Source organism: Nocardia sp. bgisy134 (assembly GCF_965341865.1).
Taxonomy (GTDB): domain Bacteria; phylum Actinomycetota; class Actinomycetes; order Mycobacteriales; family Mycobacteriaceae; genus Nocardia.
Map to the genome: position 1 here is coordinate 1 of NZ_CBDQZP010000031.1, position 18,779 is coordinate 18,779.

General features: G+C 62.3%; 16 protein-coding genes. 6 read left to right on the top strand and 10 right to left on the bottom strand.

Going from position 1 to position 18,779, the window contains the following annotated elements:
* On the bottom strand, positions 1-213 hold a 213-nt coding region (locus tag ACRWNM_RS34510; RefSeq protein WP_431972367.1), incomplete at its 3' end, for a transposase.
* On the opposite strand from ACRWNM_RS34510, the gene ACRWNM_RS34515 reads away from it, so the two are divergent.
* Positions 182-1,045 carry an IS3 family transposase gene (locus ACRWNM_RS34515; RefSeq protein ID WP_431972368.1) on the top strand — a complete coding sequence of 288 codons (864 nt, stop codon included), beginning with the start codon at positions 182-184 and terminating at the stop codon, positions 1,043-1,045. The genes ACRWNM_RS34510 and ACRWNM_RS34515 overlap by 32 nt on opposite strands.
* Before the next feature lie 415 nt (positions 1,046-1,460).
* Here the strand turns inward: ACRWNM_RS34515 and ACRWNM_RS34520 are convergent, their stop codons facing one another.
* From ACRWNM_RS34520 to ACRWNM_RS34560, 9 genes are all read right to left on the bottom strand, one after another.
* Positions 1,461-4,742, bottom strand: a complete 3,282-nt coding sequence (locus ACRWNM_RS34520) for a protein kinase domain-containing protein (RefSeq protein ID WP_431972369.1) — start codon at positions 4,740-4,742, stop codon at positions 1,461-1,463.
* 415 nt (positions 4,743-5,157) lie between these two features.
* The gene (locus ACRWNM_RS34525; RefSeq protein WP_431972370.1) at positions 5,158-5,484 is read right to left on the bottom strand and encodes a Zn-ribbon domain-containing OB-fold protein; all 327 of its coding nucleotides are present in this window, start codon (positions 5,482-5,484) and stop codon (positions 5,158-5,160) included.
* Between the two features lie 400 nt (positions 5,485-5,884).
* Entirely contained in the window at positions 5,885-7,339 is a 1,455-nt protein-coding gene (locus ACRWNM_RS34530; RefSeq protein WP_431972371.1) for an MFS transporter, read from the bottom strand.
* A gap of 119 nt (positions 7,340-7,458) precedes the next feature.
* Complete coding sequence (locus tag ACRWNM_RS34535) at positions 7,459-7,926, bottom strand: HtaA domain-containing protein (RefSeq protein ID WP_431972372.1); 468 nt, start codon at positions 7,924-7,926, stop codon at positions 7,459-7,461.
* A gap of 10 nt (positions 7,927-7,936) precedes the next feature.
* Positions 7,937-9,373 carry an aldehyde dehydrogenase family protein gene (locus ACRWNM_RS34540; RefSeq protein WP_431972373.1) on the bottom strand — a complete coding sequence of 479 codons (1,437 nt, stop codon included), beginning with the start codon at positions 9,371-9,373 and terminating at the stop codon, positions 7,937-7,939.
* Positions 9,374-9,386: 13 nt separating this feature from the next.
* Positions 9,387-10,478, bottom strand: a complete 1,092-nt coding sequence (locus ACRWNM_RS34545; protein ID WP_431972374.1) for an NAD(P)-dependent alcohol dehydrogenase — start codon at positions 10,476-10,478, stop codon at positions 9,387-9,389.
* Positions 10,479-10,512: 34 nt separating this feature from the next.
* Complete coding sequence (locus ACRWNM_RS34550) at positions 10,513-11,760, bottom strand: NAD(P)/FAD-dependent oxidoreductase (protein ID WP_431972375.1); 1,248 nt, start codon at positions 11,758-11,760, stop codon at positions 10,513-10,515.
* 4 nt (positions 11,761-11,764) lie between these two features.
* Positions 11,765-11,950, bottom strand: coding sequence for a ferredoxin (locus tag ACRWNM_RS34555; RefSeq protein WP_431972376.1), 186 nt, complete (start codon positions 11,948-11,950; stop codon positions 11,765-11,767).
* Positions 11,951-11,984: 34 nt separating this feature from the next.
* Entirely contained in the window at positions 11,985-13,256 is a 1,272-nt protein-coding gene (locus ACRWNM_RS34560; RefSeq protein ID WP_431972377.1) for a cytochrome P450, read from the bottom strand.
* 306 nt (positions 13,257-13,562) lie between these two features.
* On the opposite strand from ACRWNM_RS34560, the gene ACRWNM_RS34565 reads away from it, so the two are divergent.
* The 5 genes from ACRWNM_RS34565 to ACRWNM_RS34585 are packed head-to-tail and all read left to right on the top strand — an operon-like array spanning position 13,563 to position 18,590.
* Entirely contained in the window at positions 13,563-15,260 is a 1,698-nt protein-coding gene (locus ACRWNM_RS34565; protein WP_431972378.1) for an AMP-binding protein, read from the top strand.
* Between the two features lie 2 nt (positions 15,261-15,262).
* Positions 15,263-16,171: an SDR family NAD(P)-dependent oxidoreductase gene (locus tag ACRWNM_RS34570; protein ID WP_431972379.1), complete on the top strand. Its 909-nt coding sequence runs from the start codon at positions 15,263-15,265 to the stop codon at positions 16,169-16,171.
* Positions 16,172-16,186: 15 nt separating this feature from the next.
* Positions 16,187-17,029 (top strand): MaoC/PaaZ C-terminal domain-containing protein, encoded by an 843-nt coding sequence (locus ACRWNM_RS34575; RefSeq protein WP_431972380.1) that lies wholly within the window; start codon positions 16,187-16,189, stop codon positions 17,027-17,029.
* On the top strand, positions 17,026-17,436 hold the full coding sequence (locus ACRWNM_RS34580; protein ID WP_431972381.1) for a Zn-ribbon domain-containing OB-fold protein: 411 nt from the start codon (positions 17,026-17,028) through the stop codon (positions 17,434-17,436). The genes ACRWNM_RS34575 and ACRWNM_RS34580 overlap by 4 nt, the downstream gene beginning before the upstream one ends.
* On the top strand, positions 17,433-18,590 hold the full coding sequence (locus tag ACRWNM_RS34585; RefSeq protein ID WP_431972382.1) for a thiolase C-terminal domain-containing protein: 1,158 nt from the start codon (positions 17,433-17,435) through the stop codon (positions 18,588-18,590). The genes ACRWNM_RS34580 and ACRWNM_RS34585 overlap by 4 nt, the downstream gene beginning before the upstream one ends.
* Positions 18,591-18,779: the final 189 nt, after the last annotated feature.

The following is an 18,779-nucleotide window of genomic DNA, read 5'->3' on the forward strand; positions in this document are numbered from 1 at the left end:
GCGGTGGGCCTGCTGATCGGAGCGCTCGGGAATCGTCGCGGCGATCCCGCGCCGACGCAGGTATCCCCGGATCTCTTTCGAGGAGTAACCCTTGTCGGCCAGCACACGACGCGGCCGGGTCCAGGGTCGTCCCCGCCCGGGTCGTGGCATCCGGATACCGGCCAGCACCCGGGTGAACACGGTGCAGTCGTTGATCGATCCGACGGATGGCACGCCTGCTCGGCGTGTCGGCGTCGGGCTACTACATGCATGTGAAGCTAGGGCGGCAACGGTTTCGACGCCACGTCAGCAGCGTCGTGCCGATCTGACGGTGAAGATCTTGAACGTGCACGCCGCCTCCGACGGTACTTACAGTTCTCCGCGAATCACCGCCGAACTCCGCGAACGGGGCGAGGTGGTCAGTGCCAAGACCGTCGCGGCGATCATGGCGCGGATCGGGATCGAAGGCATCAGTCCACGCACCTTCAAGGTGAGAACGACCTTGGTCGATCCGGCGGCGTCGTTCCCGCCGGATCTGGTGCGCCGTGACTTCGACCAGGGGCGCCTGGATGCGGTCTGGACGACCGATTTCACGTATCTGACCTGCGGCGAAGGCGACATGTACTTGTGTGCGATCTGGGACGGGCATTCCCGCCGCGTGCTCGCCCACGTCATAGCCGATCACATCGGTTCCGACGTGGTGTGCCAGGCGATCGACCAAGCCGTAGCAGTGCGCGGGCATCCGGTGGCCGGGACCGTGCTGCACTCCGATCGCGGGGGCGAGTTCACCGCGGGATCGACGGTGCAAGCCTGCCACCGTCACGGGCTGAAACAGTCGATGGGCGATACCGGAATCTGTTGGGACAACAGCCCCGCCGAATCATTCTGGTCGACCTACAAACACGAATCGTACTACCGACACGTCTACGCTACAAAGGCTGAACTCGTTGCTTCGGTTGACAATTGGATCCGAAGATACAACCATGATCGGCGGCACTCCGCCCGCGGGATGCTCGGCCCCGTACGCTACGAGCAATCCCTGACAGACGCAGCCAAGGCTGCTTGAAACCCTGTCCACCATTCGGGGTGAACCTCACGCATCCGACTACAGAACGGCCGCTGTCAGTCGACCCAAAGAAACTTCCCACTCCCCGCCGCCACAGCCAACTTCCGCGAACCGTGCACGTGCTACACAAGTACACCTGACGCTTGGTTCAACCAGGAGAACCACGGAAAGATCCATCAATGAGAAGCAACGGCACGGCCCCGCCCAGCACGTCCGAATGCGCAGGTCACCGTCGATTCTGGCCCGAGACCGTCACATCGGCCGCATCCCAACCTGCGTATAGGGGCGTTGACATCTCCCGCGACCATGGTGTTCTCGGCTGGGCACCTGGAGGGAGCACTTGATGTGCCCGAACGCAGCGATCTCTCCACAGCGGTTGATAGATGGCGTTGATATCCGGCAGAGATCGTCACGGTCAACGACTTTGTCGTGCAACGTCTTCTGCGATCCAGGCCGCAATCTGCGCACGGGAGGTGAATCCGAGTTTGGTGAGGATGTGTTCGACGTGGCCTTGGGCTGTGCGTTGGGAGATCACAAGTTTGGCGGCGATCTGCTTGTTGGTGAGGCCTTGGGCGACGAGATCTGCGACTTGACGCTCGCGCTTGGTCAGAGCCGCGTCTGGACCCGATGTCGGCGTGGTTTCGGTGGGTTGCTCGCCCAGTGCATAGGCCACAGCTTCGTCCATACCCAGCGCTCGGCCTTTGAGAACGGCCATATCGAATCCGCGTGGCCCGAGGGCGAAGCGCGTCGTCCGGACGCATTCGTCGTGATTATGCGACATCGGAAGGATCGCCGCAGGGTTGGCCATGGACCGCTGTAGTTCCTCCGCGGCGCCTATCAGTACAGCTGAGCGCTCGGCGTCACCATCGGCGCAGGCAACCCAAGACAACACTTCGAGACCGAACGCGGCCACGAGCGGGCTACGGAGCCGCCGGTTTATCCGCAGTGAATTGTGGAGCAGCTCGATCGCCGAGGATCGTTCACCTTGCTGCCAGACCGCACTGCCCAGACCCCACAGTGCGGACGACCGGAAGAGCGATTCGCCGCACGCTTCGGTGATCGAAATCAGCTGCCGATAACATTCGATCTCCTGATCCGTATCACCGGCCCGCTCGTACACCATACCGAGTGCGGACAAAGCAGAAGCGTAAAGGAATCCTTGACGGTTCGAGCTGAGCATCTCGACGGCGAGTTCGACCGATGAGGACGCCAGAGCGAGTTCACCACGACAGAGCGCCGCGATGCCCTCGGCGTGGGCGATCAGCGCCTCGGTCATCGGGGTGGGAGCCTGCTCAGCGAGCACGCGTCCCTCCTCGACGAGGGCGTTTGCCGCCAGCAAATCGCCCTGCATCGCAGCCATAATGGAGCCTGCGTGGAGCGCCCTGACACGGTCTGGAATCGATTGCCCAGCAGGGTGATCGAGAAGGCGCTCGATCCAGTGGCGACCTTCGCCATACAGACCCCGGAACGTCCAGAACACGAATAGCGCTGCGGCGGTTTGTAGACCTGCTTCGGCCGCCTGCTCGGTGTCTTCGGCCAAGCTGCATTCGAGCGCCTCGCGCAAGTTGGGTTGTTCACGCTCGAGCCTGGCGGTCCAGTAGGGCTGCCGGTCACTCATCCATTCGGCCTCCGCGGCCAACGCCAACCGCTGGTACCAATCCCGGTGCCGACGCCGTAGCTGCTGCTCCTCGCCGGACTCCCCCAGTTTCTGCCTGCCATAGTCGCGCACGGTCTCGAGCATCTGGAACCGCACCGGACCATTCGACCCGTCCCGGATGAGTATCGACTTGTCCACCAGCGAGGACAGCACATCGAGCGGACTGTCTGCGGCCAGGTCGGCGCCGCACACCTCTTCCGCGGCATCGAGTTCGAAACCGCCGGCGAATACCGACAGCCGCGCCCACAGCCGCTGCTCGGCCGGAGTACACAACTCGTAGCTCCAGTCGACACACCATCGCAGAGTCTGCTGCCGGCTGGGCGCGGTGCGGCTGGCGCGGGTCAACAGCGCATACCGATCGTCGAGCCGCTGCAGGATCTGCTCGGGCGACATCGTGCGCATCCGTCCTGCCGCCAGCTCGATCGCCAGCGGTAATCCGTCCAGCCGGGCACAGATCAGGGCCACGGTTGCCTTGCTGTCGTCGGAGAGTTCGAGGCCCGGCACCACCGCACTTGCGCGGTCGGCGAACAGGGTGACCGCGTCGTATCGGGCCAGTCCCCGCAGCGACGGCTCGCGGTCCGGATCCGGGACCTTCAGCGGCGGCACCTGCAGTACGACCTCTCCGGCGATGTCCAGCGGTTCGCGCGTGGTGACCAGGATTCGCAAGTTCGGACAGTCCCGCATCCAGGTCTCGACCAGTTCCGCCACCGCCGCCACCAATTGCTCGCAATTGTCCAACACCAGCAGCGACTCCCGAGTCGACAGGAACTCGACCACCACCTCCGGCAACGGCCGCGCCGGATCATCGCGCAACCCCAGCGCCGCCGCGACCGCGTTGACCAGCAGCGCAGGGTCGGAGACGTCGGCCAGCTCGACCAGCCGCACCCTGTCGGCGAGTTCCCGGCGTGTGCTCGCCGCCGCTCGCAGCGCCAGCCGTGTCTTGCCGACCCCGCCGATCCCGGTCAATGTCACCAATCGGGCCGAGGTCAGCAGATTCTTCACCTCCGCCAGCTCGGTGCGGCGGTCGACGAAACTGGTCAACTCCGGCGGCAAAGTCCCGACACCCCGTGGAGTCGTCGTCACCGGCGGACACCACCCTGGCGGCGTAGCCGGCTTGCGGTCCCGGCGCTCACGGCCCGATTCGGTGTGCAACGCCATCTCATCGACCGTGAACCCGTGGCGGCGCTGCGCCTGCTGGATCGCCTCCCCCAACGCCGCCGCCGACGGCCGCTCGCCCGGATCGCGGCTCATCGCCGCAGCAACCAACCCCGACACGTCCTCGGCGACGCCACTCGCACGCAGATCCGGCACCGGTTGAGAAGCGATCCGCAAAAACTGGGTCACCACGTTCTCCCCGCTGCGCCGCTCGAACGCCGCATGCCCGGTCAGCGCACAGAACAGCGTGGCACCCAGCCCATAGACATCCGTGGCCTCAGTCGGAGCCTGACCCTCGAGCACTTCCGGGGCCGTGAACGCCGGCGACCCGGTCACCGTGCCCGTGTCCGTCTTGAAGGCACCCGCAATCCGCGCGATACCGAAATCCGTCAGCGCGGGCTCACCGTAATCGGTAAGCAGGATATTGCCCGGCTTCACATCCCTATGCAGGATGCCGAGGCGATGCGCGCTCTCCAGCGCCCCGGCGATCTTCACCCCGATCCACAACACGGTCTCCGCAGGCAGCGGACCCTGCCCGCGGATCCGCGCGTCCAGGGAATCCAACGGGTGATACGGCATCACCAGATACGGCCGTCCACTCGCGGTCGCACCCGCTTGCAGCACCGTGACGATGTTCGGATGCCCGGTCAGCCGGCCCATCGCCTGCTGCTCCCGGAAGAACCGCGCTTGATTCTCTGCGTTCAGCTCGGCGCTGAGGATCTTCACAGCGACCGTTCGATTCAGCTCCGGCTGCGTGCAGCGATAGACCACCCCGAAACCGCCCCGCCCGATCTCTTCCGCGTCCTCGAACCCCACCGCGCTCAGTTCCGCGGTGACCCCCGTGGGGATCTCGCGGGCTGTCTGGAAAGGATCGTCCTCGCTCATCGGCTATAAACCTTCGGACAGTGCATTCCCTGCGACGGGTAGCGTTGCGTCAACGCTTCGTCAATCGTCATCGTATCCCCGGAACAGCGAGCGTTTTTGTCGTGAGGACGGTTGAGGATCGCTTGGCGACACGGATTCGAGCAGCCGAAAGGAGGAACCTTCCGCCGTATCGGACGGAACCGCGGCCGATTTCGACACTCACGACGTGCCGTATCGGTCGTAATCATCACAGTGCGCGGTTCGTATGCTGTACCGATCACTCGTATCCAGCGCTTGGGGACATGCGAACTGCATTTCGCGAGTCACCACTGACTACGAAGACCGGAAACCGGTCCTGGCGGGGACGTGGCTGCAACTGCACACGCACGGGAGGACTCGAGTCCACTGGGACGTCCCCCTCGATGGATGTGTAGACTCAGGGACCCTCGTCGAGTTCGACGATAGCGATCGTCAACGGTGTCGGCTCACCGCGCGTACCATCCCCGGCGCGCTCCACCACCCGCCACGAAACGATCGAGCCAGCGCCGGAGGAAGGCACCCACTCGAGGTCCTCGGATGCGCAAGAGAAGCACCCCGCGGTCAGCGGCGAAAACAATCTGTCGCACTCCGCGCAAAACCGGATCATCAATGTATCTTCCTCGCACCGGGTACTGTCATCGCTGCCGCTGTCCCTGTGTTGCGGATTTAGTGTGGACATGGACGCCTCCGCGGAACCGTGTTGATGGATTCGCTTCAGCATCATCGGTCCGAGGTGTTGGGGCGATGGCCGAACAACCAGGGTACATACCTATCTTTGGCCGAAGCGGCCCCCTCGTCGGCTCGCTCGTAACGAGCATTAGCAGTTGATTCTGCTCACACCCGTGTTGTTTGGACAACCACACGTCGTGTGCAGATTTGACCGGTATCGATGTTGATCGAATCGGTCGCGGGTGAGCTCGGTGGATCGCTGCCACCAAGCGGCCGCACCGTGCGGGCAGAATGACAACAGAGTGCCGACGCACTCTGTGTCTCTTCGAAGTGGCATCGGCGGTGAAGATTTCGTTGGCCAAGCCAGTGATGACACCAGGTGCGCGACGCTCATCGTATTCGCGGCGTTTGAGCCGACGACTATCGGATGGCTCCTGGGTGACCTCAGGTCGAGGTTACACACGCGCTGATACCAACTCATCCGACGACTTCGACCCCGTCACCGTTGCCGTCGATTTTCGACGACCACTGGGGATGGCCGCGGCGACCGCTGCCGCGGCAAGAGCTCCTGCGCAGCCGACCAGCATGGCGGTGCGAAAACCGTTCTCAGACGGCAGATCTTGGCCGCCGAACTGGACAACCATCTCTGAGAGCAAGACGGCCGTCGATGCGGAGGCGATCGCCGACCCGGCGGTACGCATGAGTGTGTTCAAGCTGGTGGCCGCCGCGGTCTGCGACCGTGGTACCGCCTCCATGATCAGGGCGCCCAGCACCCCGTAGGCCAGACCGGAACCCGCGCCGCACAGAGATGTAACCATGAGCAGGCCCAAAATCGAGTCGGATAGGGCTAGGTAGGAGGCGTATCCTGCGGCGAGAATCAGACTGCCGGTGACAAGAGTGGTCTTCGGACTGTATGCAGCTGACATTCGAGGCACGATGGGCGACATCGCCAGGGTCATCAAACCGGCTGGTGCCAGCAGGATTCCGACTGACAGAAGGGACTGCTCCAATCCGTATCCCGTGCTCGCTGGCAGTTGCAATATTTGCGGCACAACCAACAGTTGCACGTACATCGCGAATCCCAGCAGTATGCCGGCGACGTTGGTCAGCAGCACCGGCGGCTTCCGTGTGACGCGCAAGTCAACGATCGGGTCGGAACAGCGAAGCTCCCACAATCCCCACAGCACCAGCAAAGCCACTGTTGCTGCGAACAATCCCAGGACAGCTCCGCTGTTCCAGCCCCAAGACGGACCTTTGGATATTCCGAGAAGTAGGCATACCACAGCACCGCCCAGCCCGAGCGCTCCGACAAGGTCGAAGCCATGCTTCGTGCCTTGGCCTCCGTCGGCAGGGACCCCGATCGCGACGATCACAGCGACCACAGCAGTCAGTACACCCGCTCCCCAGAACATGTAGTGCCAGCTCCCGTATTCAGCAACAGCGGCCGAGATCGGCAGACCCAGCGCAACGCCGACCCCCATCGCTGCACTGGCAGATGCGATTCCGAATCCCAATCGGTCGTCCGGAAGGACGTCTCGGAGAATGCTGATGCTCAGTGGTATGACACCAAGACCCATCCCTTGGAGACCACGGCCAACGATCATCGGGACAACCGAGGCGCTCAGCGCGCAAACAACTGAGCCGACGGCGATCGGCACCAGGCAGATCAGAAGCACGCGGCGCTTGCCACAGATGTCGCCGAGCCGACCGGCGATGGGCGTACTGACCGCCGACGAGAGCAGGGTCGCCGTCACCACCCACGCAGCGTTCGATGTCGTGGTATTCAGTAGTCGCGGTAGCTGTCCGACGAGTGGCGTTATCAGCGTCAACATGATTGCCGACAGAATGCATGCTGCACAAAGAACAGCGAGTATTCGATTCGGCTTGGTCGCGGGCACCGCGAGGGCCATCTGATCCCCTATCTGTGCCGACGTGGCACTGCCGTAGCGAGACGCGGCCGGTGCCGCATAATGCCGTATCGGTTGGTGTCGGCAACATATCCACGAATTGCTTTGCGCGAGTCAATAACTCACTTTGGTGGCCGCTGCAACTGCAGCGGCGCAAGGCGAATACCCGAGGGGTAGTAACGGAAGATCGTGGCACCCTCAGCCGTGAGAAGTACCTCGATGTCGCTGCTCTCGCCGGATGCAGCGAAGTGTGATGGCAGTTCACCCCGTCCGATGGTGATCCGGTCCCCCGAGTCCGACGACTGCACGCCGTTCCCTGTCACGCTGATCGTGAACGAATTCTGGGAATACGATATGTCCAGCCAGGGTTCACGAACCGTGACATCAAGCAGGCCCTGGTGGGCGATGAATCGAATGCCGCCCATGAATTTCAGTATCGTGCGGCCAGCATTCGACTCAGCTGCCTCGCAGGGGAATGTTGCCGTACCCGTCTCCACCTGTGCAGGTTGGAGAGGAATCACTGCCCCACCCACCTCCCGGATGTACGTGTGGAGTGATTCCTTGACGGCCCAGGTCAGTGAGGCGTACATCAGCGAGACGTCATGACACTCGCCGAGGTCCCGTGATCACCTGCATCTCGGTGAATCCTCGCAGGCCCCAAATACCGTTCTCCGTGCCGATTCCACTCCACTTGCGACCACCGAACGGCAGATGCGGACGTACACCGCGGCCGTGACTGTTGATCGACACCTGGCCTGTGTCGAGCTCGAGCCCTATCCGCGCCGCGCGGTTTGGATCACCGGACCATACAGACGCCGTGAGACCATAGGTGGAGTCGTTGGCGCGCCGGACCGCGTCGAGTTCGTCGCGGAAGGCAACAACCGGAAGGACCGGTCCGAACTGTTCCTCGTCGACAATACGGACACCGTCTTCGACTCGATCGATGATCGTCGGCGCAAAGAAGTAGCCTGGTCGATCCAACGACCCGCCGCCCGCGACGATTCGGGCACCACGTTGGCGCGCGTCCTCGACGAGCGATGTCACGCGATCGAGCTGCGGCGCGTTGTTGATCGGTCCGAGTTGTGCCCCAGCGACTGTTCCGTCATCGACTTTGACGGACTGGGCAATTTCGGCGAGCGCGTCCACCAACTCCGCGTGCACACTTTCGTGCGCGTAAACGCGCTTCACCGCAAGGCAGATCTGACCCGTGTTTTCGAACGCGCTCCAGAACAGTTGTTCGGCAACCTTGCCAATGTCGATATCGTCCAGCACGATCGCGGGGTCGTTGCCGCCGAGTTCTAGCGTCAGACGCTTGAGGTCGTCGGCGGCGGCCGCCGCCACCTTCTTTCCGGTGGCAGTCGAACCAGTGAAGCTGACCTTTCGCGGAACCGGGTGGCCAACCATCTGTGCCCCCAGCGGATCCGGTCCGCTGATGACATTGAGGACGCCCGGGGGCAGGATGTCCCGCAGCACGCTTCCCAACGCGAGGGTGGACAGCGGCGTGTACGGCGAGGGCTTCAGCACCATGGTATTGCCCGCGCGCAGGGCGGGAGCGATCTTCCACATCGCCAACGTGATCGGGAAGTTCCACGGTGCAATGGCAGCGACTACGCCGAGGGGGCGGTGCAGAATTTCCTCGTATCCCTCGTGGTCGTCCTTGATCACTTCTCGCGGCAAGTCCAGGTCTGCGTAGTACCTCAAATACATTGAGGCGCTGGAAATCTCAATCTGCGATTTATCGAGCGGCTTGCCCTGTTCGGCGGTCAGAATGCCGACAAGATCTTCGGCTGCCGCATCGATGGCGTCTGCAGCTTCCAGTAACCGTTGCCGGCGATACGCATCGTCCTGTTTCCACTGTTCGAACGCCTGTTGCGCGGCGCCGAAAACGACATCGAGTTCGGAGGGATCCAACGCGGGCGCCGTGGTCAGTAGCTGACCAGTCGCGGGATTGATGACGTCGAATGTGCGGCTGGTCGGGTGGTCCCGTCCGTCTACTGTCAACGCAAAGTCGGCGATTGTCCTACCGGAATATTTCATAGTGAGCTCCACTTCAGCGTGGGAGAAGAACGGGCTTGACTGTTGCTCCTGACAGCGAATCAGACTCCGCCAGAGCGATATCGGAGAGCGGATAGGTCCGGATCAGCTTGTCGAAAGGAAATAATCCGCGCTGCCAGAGATCAATCAGCCGTGGCAGGAACAATCTCGGAACCGCGGCACCTTCGATCGCATAGGTGACAGTCCGGCCGACGAGCATCGCTGGCGCGATCCGAAGATCGTCCTGCGCAGCGCCGACCAGCACCGCAGTTCCCGGGATGTCGAGGACTTCGACCGATGCCGAGACGACGTTGGCCACACCGGTTGTGTCGCAGGAAAAGTCGACGCCACTGGTGCCATTACGCACAAGTTCGACCAAGTCCGGCGAATCACCGCGAACCGTGTGAGTCGCGCCGAGCTCCTTGGCGAGATCGAGACGGCTGTCGTGCAAGTCGATCGCCACAATGTCGCTGGCACCTGCGGCTTTCGCCGCCATCACGGCAGCCAATCCGACCGCTCCCGCGCCGAACACGGCGATGGACTGCCCCGCGGACAAACGCATCACATTCAACACGACGCCGGCGCCGGTCTGCAGGCCACATCCCAGTGGGGCCAGCAGTTCCAGCGGCAGGCTCTTATCGACAACGACGACATCGCGTTCGGCCACAATCGCGTGTCGCGCGAAGGAAGACTGCCCAAACCAGCGGTTGCCGATCGAATCTCCCTCAACCGAGCGCGCGTCCACCGACCCATCGGCGCGCCGACCGGTCACGTTCAAGACCTCGAAATGACGACAGTACGCAGGGACGCCTCGTACACACTGATCGCATTGCCCACAGGAGGCGAAGCTGAGCACGACATGATCGCCAACGCTGACATTCGTCACGGAGGCGCCGACCTCGAGCACAACACCGCTGCCTTCGTGTCCGAGAATCAGCGGCGTCAAATTCGCCCCGAACTCAGGGACTTTCGCCAGAAGATCAGTGTGGCACATGCCGACTCCCGCGACCTCGACAAGAAGTTCGTTGGGACCGACGCCGCTGAGCTCGACTTGTTCGAGTGTGAAAGGCGCGGTCGGTGAGCGCAACACTGCTGCAGTAGTTTTCATGGGATTGAGTCCTTGTTTTTCGTTCGATGCGGTCTCAGCAGGGCGCGACTGATGACTGCTTATCTTTGGTCGGCAGGTAGGTCAGTGCGTCCGCGCGAGTGCCGCGCTGCTCGATGACTCTGCGGAACTTCATGATCAGGCGCCGCTCGTTCAGTGTGGCTGCGCCCACGACGTGACCCCCATCATGGAACAGTGCAGCAAATCGATCGGATGCGGGACTCCCGGATACGAATTCGACTGTCCCCATGGGAATTCCGGCAAACTGGATTCGGTTTCCGTACCAGTCGCTCCAGTAGTAGGGCACGCTGAGAAATGGCTCGCGAAGGTCTGGGAACAAGGCGTTCTCCGCGGCACGCGCCCCTTGCTCGGCCGCGTTGGTCCAATTCTCGGACCGCATAGTGATGCCGTACTGGACGTTGTACCAGGAAGCGACATCGCCTGCCGCATAGACGCCGTGTACAGACGTTTCCAGGAATTCGTCGCATACGATTGCGTGATCTCGATCGTCGCGAACAAGCCCGGATCTTTCGAGCCACACGGTTTCAGGCGCGGCCCCGACGCCGACTACGACGAGGTCGGCGTTGAGCACACGATCATTGGACAGAGACACCCGCGCGGTCTCGCCGTCCAATTCAATCGAGGTCACCTTGGTGGCGACGATCACCTCGGTGCCATTTCGGTGGTGCAGGTTGGTCAGTGCCTGGCCCACGACCGAACCGACCGCGCGAACAAGCGGTACTGGAGCAGTATCGACGATCGTCACATCCGATCCGCGAAGGCGAGCAGACGACGCGACCTCCGAGCCGATGAAGCCGCCGCCGAGGACGACGACGTGACGTGCGTCCGCCAACCTTTTGTTGAGCCGGACGGCGTCGTCGAGAGTTCGAAGCTCGACTACGGGGCGGGTGGCAAACTCCGGTATCTGAGGCAGCGTGCGCGGACGGGCGCCGGTGGCGATGATCAGTCGGTTGTAGCGAATGGCATCGTTCGCCAGATGTACGGTGCGTGTCGCGGGGTCCAGCCGCGTTGCCGGCGTACCGAGCAGCAGTCGAACCTCGAGGTCGCCTGAAATCTCCTCTCGGGTTCGAAAGAACGTCCCCTGCGGGGCGCCAGTCAAGAATTCCTTGGACAGTGGCGGTCGGTCATACGGAAGATGCGGTTCCGCTCCGATCAACGTGATCGGCCCGCCGTAGCCGTGTCTCCGAGCCGCTTCCACTGCACGCAATCCCGCCAGCGAGGCACCGACGACAACGAGGCCCGCCTCGTGTGATTGATGATCCATCGATTCAGTCCTCAACCAGGGACAGCGCCAACGCCGGACAGCTGTGCACGGCGCGCTCGACTCGTGCATCGATAGGACCGTCAGACAACAGTCGTAGCGTCCCGTCGTCGTCGACCTCGAAAACCTCCGGTGCGATCGACTCGCAGATGCCGATGCCGGTGCAGCGCGATCGGTCCACACTGATCTTCATGAACTGGTTCCTTCTTTCTGTTACTCGTGCCCGTTCAGTTCGTGTGGACGTGCAGGTGGCGTATGCCGTTGATGAAAGTGCCCCCGAGAGGCTTCGGCTCGCCGACCACTGACAGGTTGGGAAGGAGTGTGAAGATCTCGCTGAAAAGGGCACGCAATTGCGCCTTTGCGACGCCATTGCCCAAACAATAATGGATTCCGCCACCGCCGAAACCGATATGCCTATTCGCCTCCCTCGCGAGGTCGAATCTATGTGGGTCGATGAATCGGCTTTCGTCGCGATTTCCAGAACAATAGAAGACGCACACCTTGTCGCCGGCGGCGATCTGCTGTCCGCCCAACTCCAGGTCCTGCGTTGCGGTTCGCGCAAATTGCATAACCGGCGACGCATGACGGATAAATTCTTCGATTGCCGTCGGGATCCGGGACTCGAAGTCCGCGGCAAGCCATCGCCGCTGAGCGGGGTTTCGGTCCAGAGCGTAGACCGTCGCGGTGGTCGTTTGCTTGGTCGTGTCGTTACCCGCGACGCTCAACAGGACCATCACCGAGCCGATCTCGTCTGCGTTGAGTCGCCTGCCGTCCCACTCGTACTGCGCCAACGCGGATACGATGTCGTCGGCGGGATGCTCGCGCCGGAACTCGACGAGGTCCACGCCGATCTGCTGCAAGATGCTCAGCTGCATATGCATGAACTCGACAGCAGATACGCCGTTCGGGAGTTCGGTCTCGCCGTCGAGACTGAGCAGAGTATTGCCGGCGTTCGCAAACGTCTCGACCAGAGACTCAGGCACGCCAACCATGTCGGCTATGGTCAGCATCGGAAGCTTCGACGACACCTCTTCGACGAGGTCGATCTCTCCCGCGCCGACGACGTTGCTCACAATCTGGTGGGCCCGCTTGCGGATCATCTCATCGAGTCGCCGGACCGCCTTGGGAGTGAACGCGGCAGCCAAAGCCTTGCGATAGTGCGTGTGCTTCGGTGGATCGAACGTCAAGAAGGTCTTGTACTCGGGCGCCCCAGGCGCAACGGGATCCAAGCCCACCCCACCGATCTCATTGCTGAACAGTTCGTGGTTCTGGCTCACGAACTCGATGTCGTCCGCGAGCACCACTGCCCAGAACCCGGCCTCGCCGTGTACTTCCGGCGATACGAACGGCGACTCCACGGATGGATGCCAGCTGACGGGCGCGTTGCGACGCAGCCAGGCGAAGGTTTCATCCCGCTCCGCGAAAGGGCGCGCCCAGAAAGAGAGGCTGGATATGTCTTTATCGGTGGTGGCTGAATGATTGTTTCGAAATATTTTCATGCTCGATTTCCTGCTGTCTGGCAACTTAAGAAAGGGCAGGGGGAACGACTCTTGGGCCTTTCGGATTAGAAGCCATCAGAACGCGTTCTGATCCGAGTGTGAGTCAGTGCACAGCCTCTTGTCAACCCCTAACCTCGATACGACCGCCGGAGCAGGTCAGAACGTGTTCTGACATCAGATTTCTGCAGGACACTCGGCTTCCGCCCTCGGATCGACGCCACCTCAGATGTCACGTCGTAGTCCGCGGCTGCGTGACCCGAAGTCGACCGTTGCGGATACGGATCAGAACGGGTTATGATGCCGACGTTGCAGACGCTGGAACAACGCGCACTTCGCAACGATCTTTATCTTCCCCCAAAACGAGGACTTTCTATGTCTCCCTTGGTCGACCGCGAGTTCGACGAGCGTCCACAGCCGCCGGATACGCCATTGGTTGGGGCCTGGCTTCTGGGCCAGCATGATCCCAGCAGGCCCGCGATCGTGGCGGAAGGCCGCACAACAACCTTTGGTGAGCTGATCAGCAGGGTCCATCAGCTCACCAACAAGTTCGTCGATCTGGGCCTGCGCCGAGGAGACGTCGTTGCGGGTCTGCTGTTCAACGGAGTCGAGTACTACGAGATCGCACTCGCTTGCTTGCAAGGTGGTTTGTACTTCGTTCCGATCAACACCCACCTTGCCGCGCCGGAGGTCGAGTACATCGTGCGCGATTGCCAAGCGTCCGTCCTCGTAGCGCACGCAGAGCTGGCCGGCAAGATCATCGGCCGGATAGAGGACGTCGTGCCGCACCCAGTGGCAATCGGTGCTGCGCCGGCCAACTGGTGCACGTATGAAGCCTTTTCCCGCTTCCATACAGACGAACCGCCCGCCACGCGATCGCTTGGCGCTCTGATGCTGTATACCTCAGGCACCACTGGACGTCCGAAGGGTGTCAGGCGGCCGATATCCGATGTGGCGCCCGAGAGTTCGCTCGACACGGTCAGTTCATTGCTGTCGACAGTAGGGGTACCGGAAGGCCCCGGCCGCCATCTGGTCTGCTCGCCGGTGTATCACGCTGCGCCTGGCGGGATTTCGCTGAACCTACTGCATGCGGGACACACCCTGTACGTTCTGCCGAGCTTCGATGCCGAAACTGTGCTTCGAACGATCGGCGAAACTGCGATCACGTCGTCACATATGGTCCCTACGCATTTCCATAGGCTTCTCGGGCTACCGGCCGATCTTCGAGGCAGTTGCGATATCTCGAGTATGCGTAGCCTGATCCATGCCGGCGCCCCGTGCCCCCCTGCGACCAAGCGCGCAATCATCGATTGGTTCGGGCCGATCGTATGGGAGTATCTCGGCTCCACGGAGGGCTTCGTGTCTTCGTGCTCCACGCAAGAGTGGCTCGAGCACCCGGGTACGGTCGGGCGACCGAAGCCTGGTGTCGTTGCACCCCGAGCGCCGGATGGAGATCGCGCTCTGCGCGGGGTGGAAGGCACTATCTACTTCAGAGCCAGCCCATTCGAATACCTTGGGGATTCAGCCAAAACAGCGGCTGCGCAATGGGGTGACTACACCACCGCGGGAGACCTCGGGTATCTCGACGACGAGGGCTACCTGTACCTACTGGATCGCCGCGGCGACTTGATCCTGACCGGCGGCGTGAACGTCTACCCGGCGGAGGTCGAGGGCGCGCTGATCGAGCATCCCGCCGTTGCTGATACCGGAGTTGTCGGTGTGCCAGACCGCGATTGGGGCCAGCGGGTGGTCGCGGTCGTCCAGACAGCACCCGGATTCGACGGCAACGAAAACCTCCGCGCGGAGCTGGACCAGCACGTACGCAGTCGGCTCGCGGGATTCAAACGACCTCGCGACTACATCTTTGTCGCGGATTTTCCGCGATCGGCCGCTGGCAAAGTTCCGCGTCACCAGCTGCGGGAACTTGTCGCTCACCAGTCCGACGCAGTCGCCTCGACCACACAGCAAACCGCCGAGGACTCGGCGACCAATGGAAGGAACGAATGAACATGGGATCACTCGACGGCAAGGTTGCCGTGATCACCGGAGGCGGGCGCGGGATCGGCGCAGCAGTCGTGCGATTGCTCGCGGCCGAAGGCGCCGCGTTGGTGATCAATGACCTGGGCTCCGGTACGGATGGATCTGGATATGCAAGCGGTCCAGCGTCGGAGATCGCCGCTGAGGTCGTCGCAAACGGAGGCCGAGCAGTGTACGACGACGCAGACGTCGCAGACGTCGCGACGGGACAACGATTGATCAACACGGCCGTAGAGCAGTTCGGCAAGCTCGATATCGTCGTCAACGTCGCAGGTATCCTGCGGGACCGGATGATCTTCAATTTGTCCGAAGCCGATTGGGACGCCGTAATCCGCGTGCACTTGAAGGGTCACTACAGCACTGTCCGGCCCGCCGCAGCGTACTTCCGGGAACAACGTAACCCGGACGGCCACTATCGCATCATCAACTTCACGTCGGGTTCTGGCCTCCACGGTTCTCCAGGGCAACCCAACTACGCCGCAGCGAAGATGGGAATCGTAGGACTGACCTACTCCCTTGCTCAAGGGTTGGCTCGCTATGGGGTGACAGCCAACGCGATCGCACCCGCCGCGATGACTCGACTTGTCGCGACCGTCCCGGACGAGAAGATGCTTGCGGCCCCCGAGTTGAGTCAGATGGCCCCGGAGGACATCGCGCCGCTGGTTGGCTACCTGGCCGGCGAGCGTTCGGATTGGCTCAGCGGAAGGGTTCTCTTCGCGCAGGGACAGCGGGTCGGTCTTTACAACAATCCCGAGGAGATCGCGGCGGTCGAATCCGCATCGAAGTGGACGTCGGAGGAACTTGCCCACCGACTCGAGCAGGAGTTCCGACCGCTCGCCGACGGACTGCCCACCAACATGTTCACCAGCCAGGCCGGATAGCGCCGGGAGCAAAGCATGACACTCAATCTGGATGTCGTAGGCCGCCGTTTCGAGGCGGTCGAACGTAGATGGACGAGCAAAGACGCGCTGCTCTACTCCCTCGGCATCGGGGTGGGCATCGATGACCCCTATCGAGACCTGCAGTTCAGCACCGAGAACTCGATCGGCATCGACCAAGCGATGCTGCCGACCTTTCCGGTACTGCTCATCGGACCGGGTATTCCGCTGGGAGACTTCCCGTTGTCAAGGGTGCTGCACGCCGCCCAGTCTGTGCAGCTACTCGCCGATCTCCCCGTCGAAGGCCACGCTCACGTCACCGGTTGTGTCCTCGAGATTCAGGACAAGGGGGAACACGCGATGGTCGTCATGGAGTCCGATATCGAGTCTGCGGACCGCTCACGGACCCTGGCACGTACGCGCTCAACGATCTTCATTCGTGGTGAAGGTGGCTTCGGTGGAGACCGGGGAAAACCCGATGACTGGATGGCACCTGATACCGCTCCCGACTTCATCGAACGATTCACGACCCGACCCGACCAGGGTCTGCTGTACCGACTCAGTGGCGACCGCAACCCCCTGCACTCCGACCCCGAGTTTGCGAAGACGGCAGGTTTCGATAGACCAATCCTGCACGGCTTGTGCACATATGGATTCACCGGCCGTGCGCTGTTGCGGACGATCGGCGACGACGTTTCGCGATTCGGGATGTTCGAGGCTCAGTTCCGCAGGCCGGTGTACCCGGGCGACGAACTCGAAGTACGGATCTGGGAACAAACGGGCGGGCGCAAGGTGTTCCAGACCGTGGTGAGCGGTCATGTGGTACTCGACCGTGGCGTCTTCGAGGAGCGTGGGGCATGACCTGCTTCCTTCCGGAACCGACACCACAGACTGCGCCGTACTGGGCTGGGGTACAGCAGGAAAAGCTCATGATTCAACGCGGCAAAGAGTCTGGAACGTACTACTTCTATCCGCGCTCGTTCAATCCGGCGAAGCCCGACGAGCCGGTGGAGTGGGTTGAGGCGTGCGGACACGCGACTCTCGAATCCTATGTCATTACCATGCGACCAACACCCGGGGTCGAAGTTCTGTCGCCAGTGATCGCGTTGGTCCGGCTCGACGAGGGCCCGGTCCTCATGACGAATATCGTGGAAATCCAGCCCACCCCAGATCAGTTGAAACTCGACATGCGGCTGAGTGTGCGGTTTCGCCAACTTGGTTCATTCAAGCTGCCAGTTTTCGGTCCGATCGAGATTGCGAGCGTATGACCATGCACAACGGCGAAATCGCTATCGTCGGTGCGGCCGAGACAACACGAATCGGCACAGTTCCCGACATGTCCGCAATCGAACTGCATGCCGAAGCCGCGCTGAACGCTCTCGCCGATGCCGGCCTGCACCCTGACGACGTCGACGGCATCGCCTCCACCCTGCCCTCGGTCGAGGATGTGTCCCACTACCTAGGGCTCACACCGCGCTGGTTCGACGGCACGATGGTGGGCGGCTGCACTCCGCTGGTGCAAGTGCGCCACGCAGCCGCCGCCATCAGCGCTGGCGCTGCAGAGGTGGTGCTCATCACGCACGGCGAATCCGGCCGATCCCGAGTAGGCGCCCCGGCTTGGACCAGGGCACCGTCCTCGTTGCAAGGCCAGTTCGAACTGCCCTTCGGCGCGTTGGCACCGCACTCGACGTTCACCCTTCCCGCACTGCGGTTCCTCCATGACCGGGGCATGACGGTTGAGGCACTCGCAGAACCGGTCGTGGCTCAACGCGAATGGGCTGCAATGAACAGCAGGGCAGCCAGGCGAACGCCAATCGACATCGATGGGGTGATGGCGGCGCCGATGATCACCTACCCCTTCACCCGAGACATGTGCTGTGTCGTCACCGATGGCGGAGGCGCTCTGGTAATGATGTCAGCGCAACGAGCCGCCGACATCGAAGCGAGCGACAAAGTGGTCTATCTGCACGGTTCGGGAGAGGCCATGGACTCACCGCTCATCTCGCAGATGCCGGACCCCGGTTCCTTCCAGGCCTTCCGAAACTCGTCCGCCGCAGCATTCCGGAGCGCGGGGATCAGTCACCGCGACGTCGACCACCTCATGATCTACGACGCGTTTGCCCACGTTCCGCTCTATGGACTGGAAGATCTCGGCTTCGTCGGCCGCGGCGAGTCGGCCGCCTTCATTCAGGAAGGACACACCAAGCCGGGCGGTAGTTTGCCGATGAACACCAACGGCGGTGGCATGGCGTACACCCACACCGGCATGTACGGAATGTTCGCGATCCAGGAAGCGGTTCGCCAACTGAGAGGCCAAGCCGAAGCGCAGGTGCCCGGCGTTACAACGAGTTTCGTTCAGGGCGTGGGGATGTTCTTCTGCGCCGCTGCCGCTCTCGTACTGTCCAACCAGCGAACCTTTTAGCCCCATAGCGAGCATCGAGTCGGTGTGAGTGATCCTCGGAGGCGAGGCGCTTACACCGGCTTGCGGCGCAGATCCGTCGTTACCCGTGGACAGTGCTCGGCGGGGAGATTGCCAACCGATGTGCGGCAAAAACTGCTCATCAATAGCCTTCTGGCCGAGCGTCCCGTTCAACCAGCTGTACCCGGTCTC

Bases quoted from the DNA above. Each gene is read 5' to 3' on its own strand.
- ACRWNM_RS34580 (WP_431972381.1), top strand. From the start codon at position 17,026: ATGACCTGCTTCCTTCCGGAACCGACACCACAGACTGCGCCGTACTGG.
- ACRWNM_RS34555 (WP_431972376.1), bottom strand. From the start codon at position 11,950: ATGAAGATCAGTGTGGACCGATCGCGCTGCACCGGCATCGGCATCTGC.
- ACRWNM_RS34525 (WP_431972370.1), bottom strand. From the start codon at position 5,484: ATGATGCTGAAGCGAATCCATCAACACGGTTCCGCGGAGGCGTCCATG.
- ACRWNM_RS34540 (WP_431972373.1), bottom strand. From the start codon at position 9,373: ATGAAATATTCCGGTAGGACAATCGCCGACTTTGCGTTGACAGTAGAC.
- ACRWNM_RS34585 (WP_431972382.1), top strand. From the start codon at position 17,433: ATGACCATGCACAACGGCGAAATCGCTATCGTCGGTGCGGCCGAGACA.
- ACRWNM_RS34575 (WP_431972380.1), top strand. From the start codon at position 16,187: ATGACACTCAATCTGGATGTCGTAGGCCGCCGTTTCGAGGCGGTCGAA.
- ACRWNM_RS34530 (WP_431972371.1), bottom strand. From the start codon at position 7,339: ATGGCCCTCGCGGTGCCCGCGACCAAGCCGAATCGAATACTCGCTGTT.
- ACRWNM_RS34550 (WP_431972375.1), bottom strand. From the start codon at position 11,760: ATGGATCATCAATCACACGAGGCGGGCCTCGTTGTCGTCGGTGCCTCG.
- ACRWNM_RS34545 (WP_431972374.1), bottom strand. From the start codon at position 10,478: ATGAAAACTACTGCAGCAGTGTTGCGCTCACCGACCGCGCCTTTCACA.
- ACRWNM_RS34570 (WP_431972379.1), top strand. From the start codon at position 15,263: ATGGGATCACTCGACGGCAAGGTTGCCGTGATCACCGGAGGCGGGCGC.
- ACRWNM_RS34520 (WP_431972369.1), bottom strand. From the start codon at position 4,742: ATGAGCGAGGACGATCCTTTCCAGACAGCCCGCGAGATCCCCACGGGG.
- ACRWNM_RS34560 (WP_431972377.1), bottom strand. From the start codon at position 13,256: ATGAAAATATTTCGAAACAATCATTCAGCCACCACCGATAAAGACATA.
- ACRWNM_RS34535 (WP_431972372.1), bottom strand. From the start codon at position 7,926: ATGTACGCCTCACTGACCTGGGCCGTCAAGGAATCACTCCACACGTAC.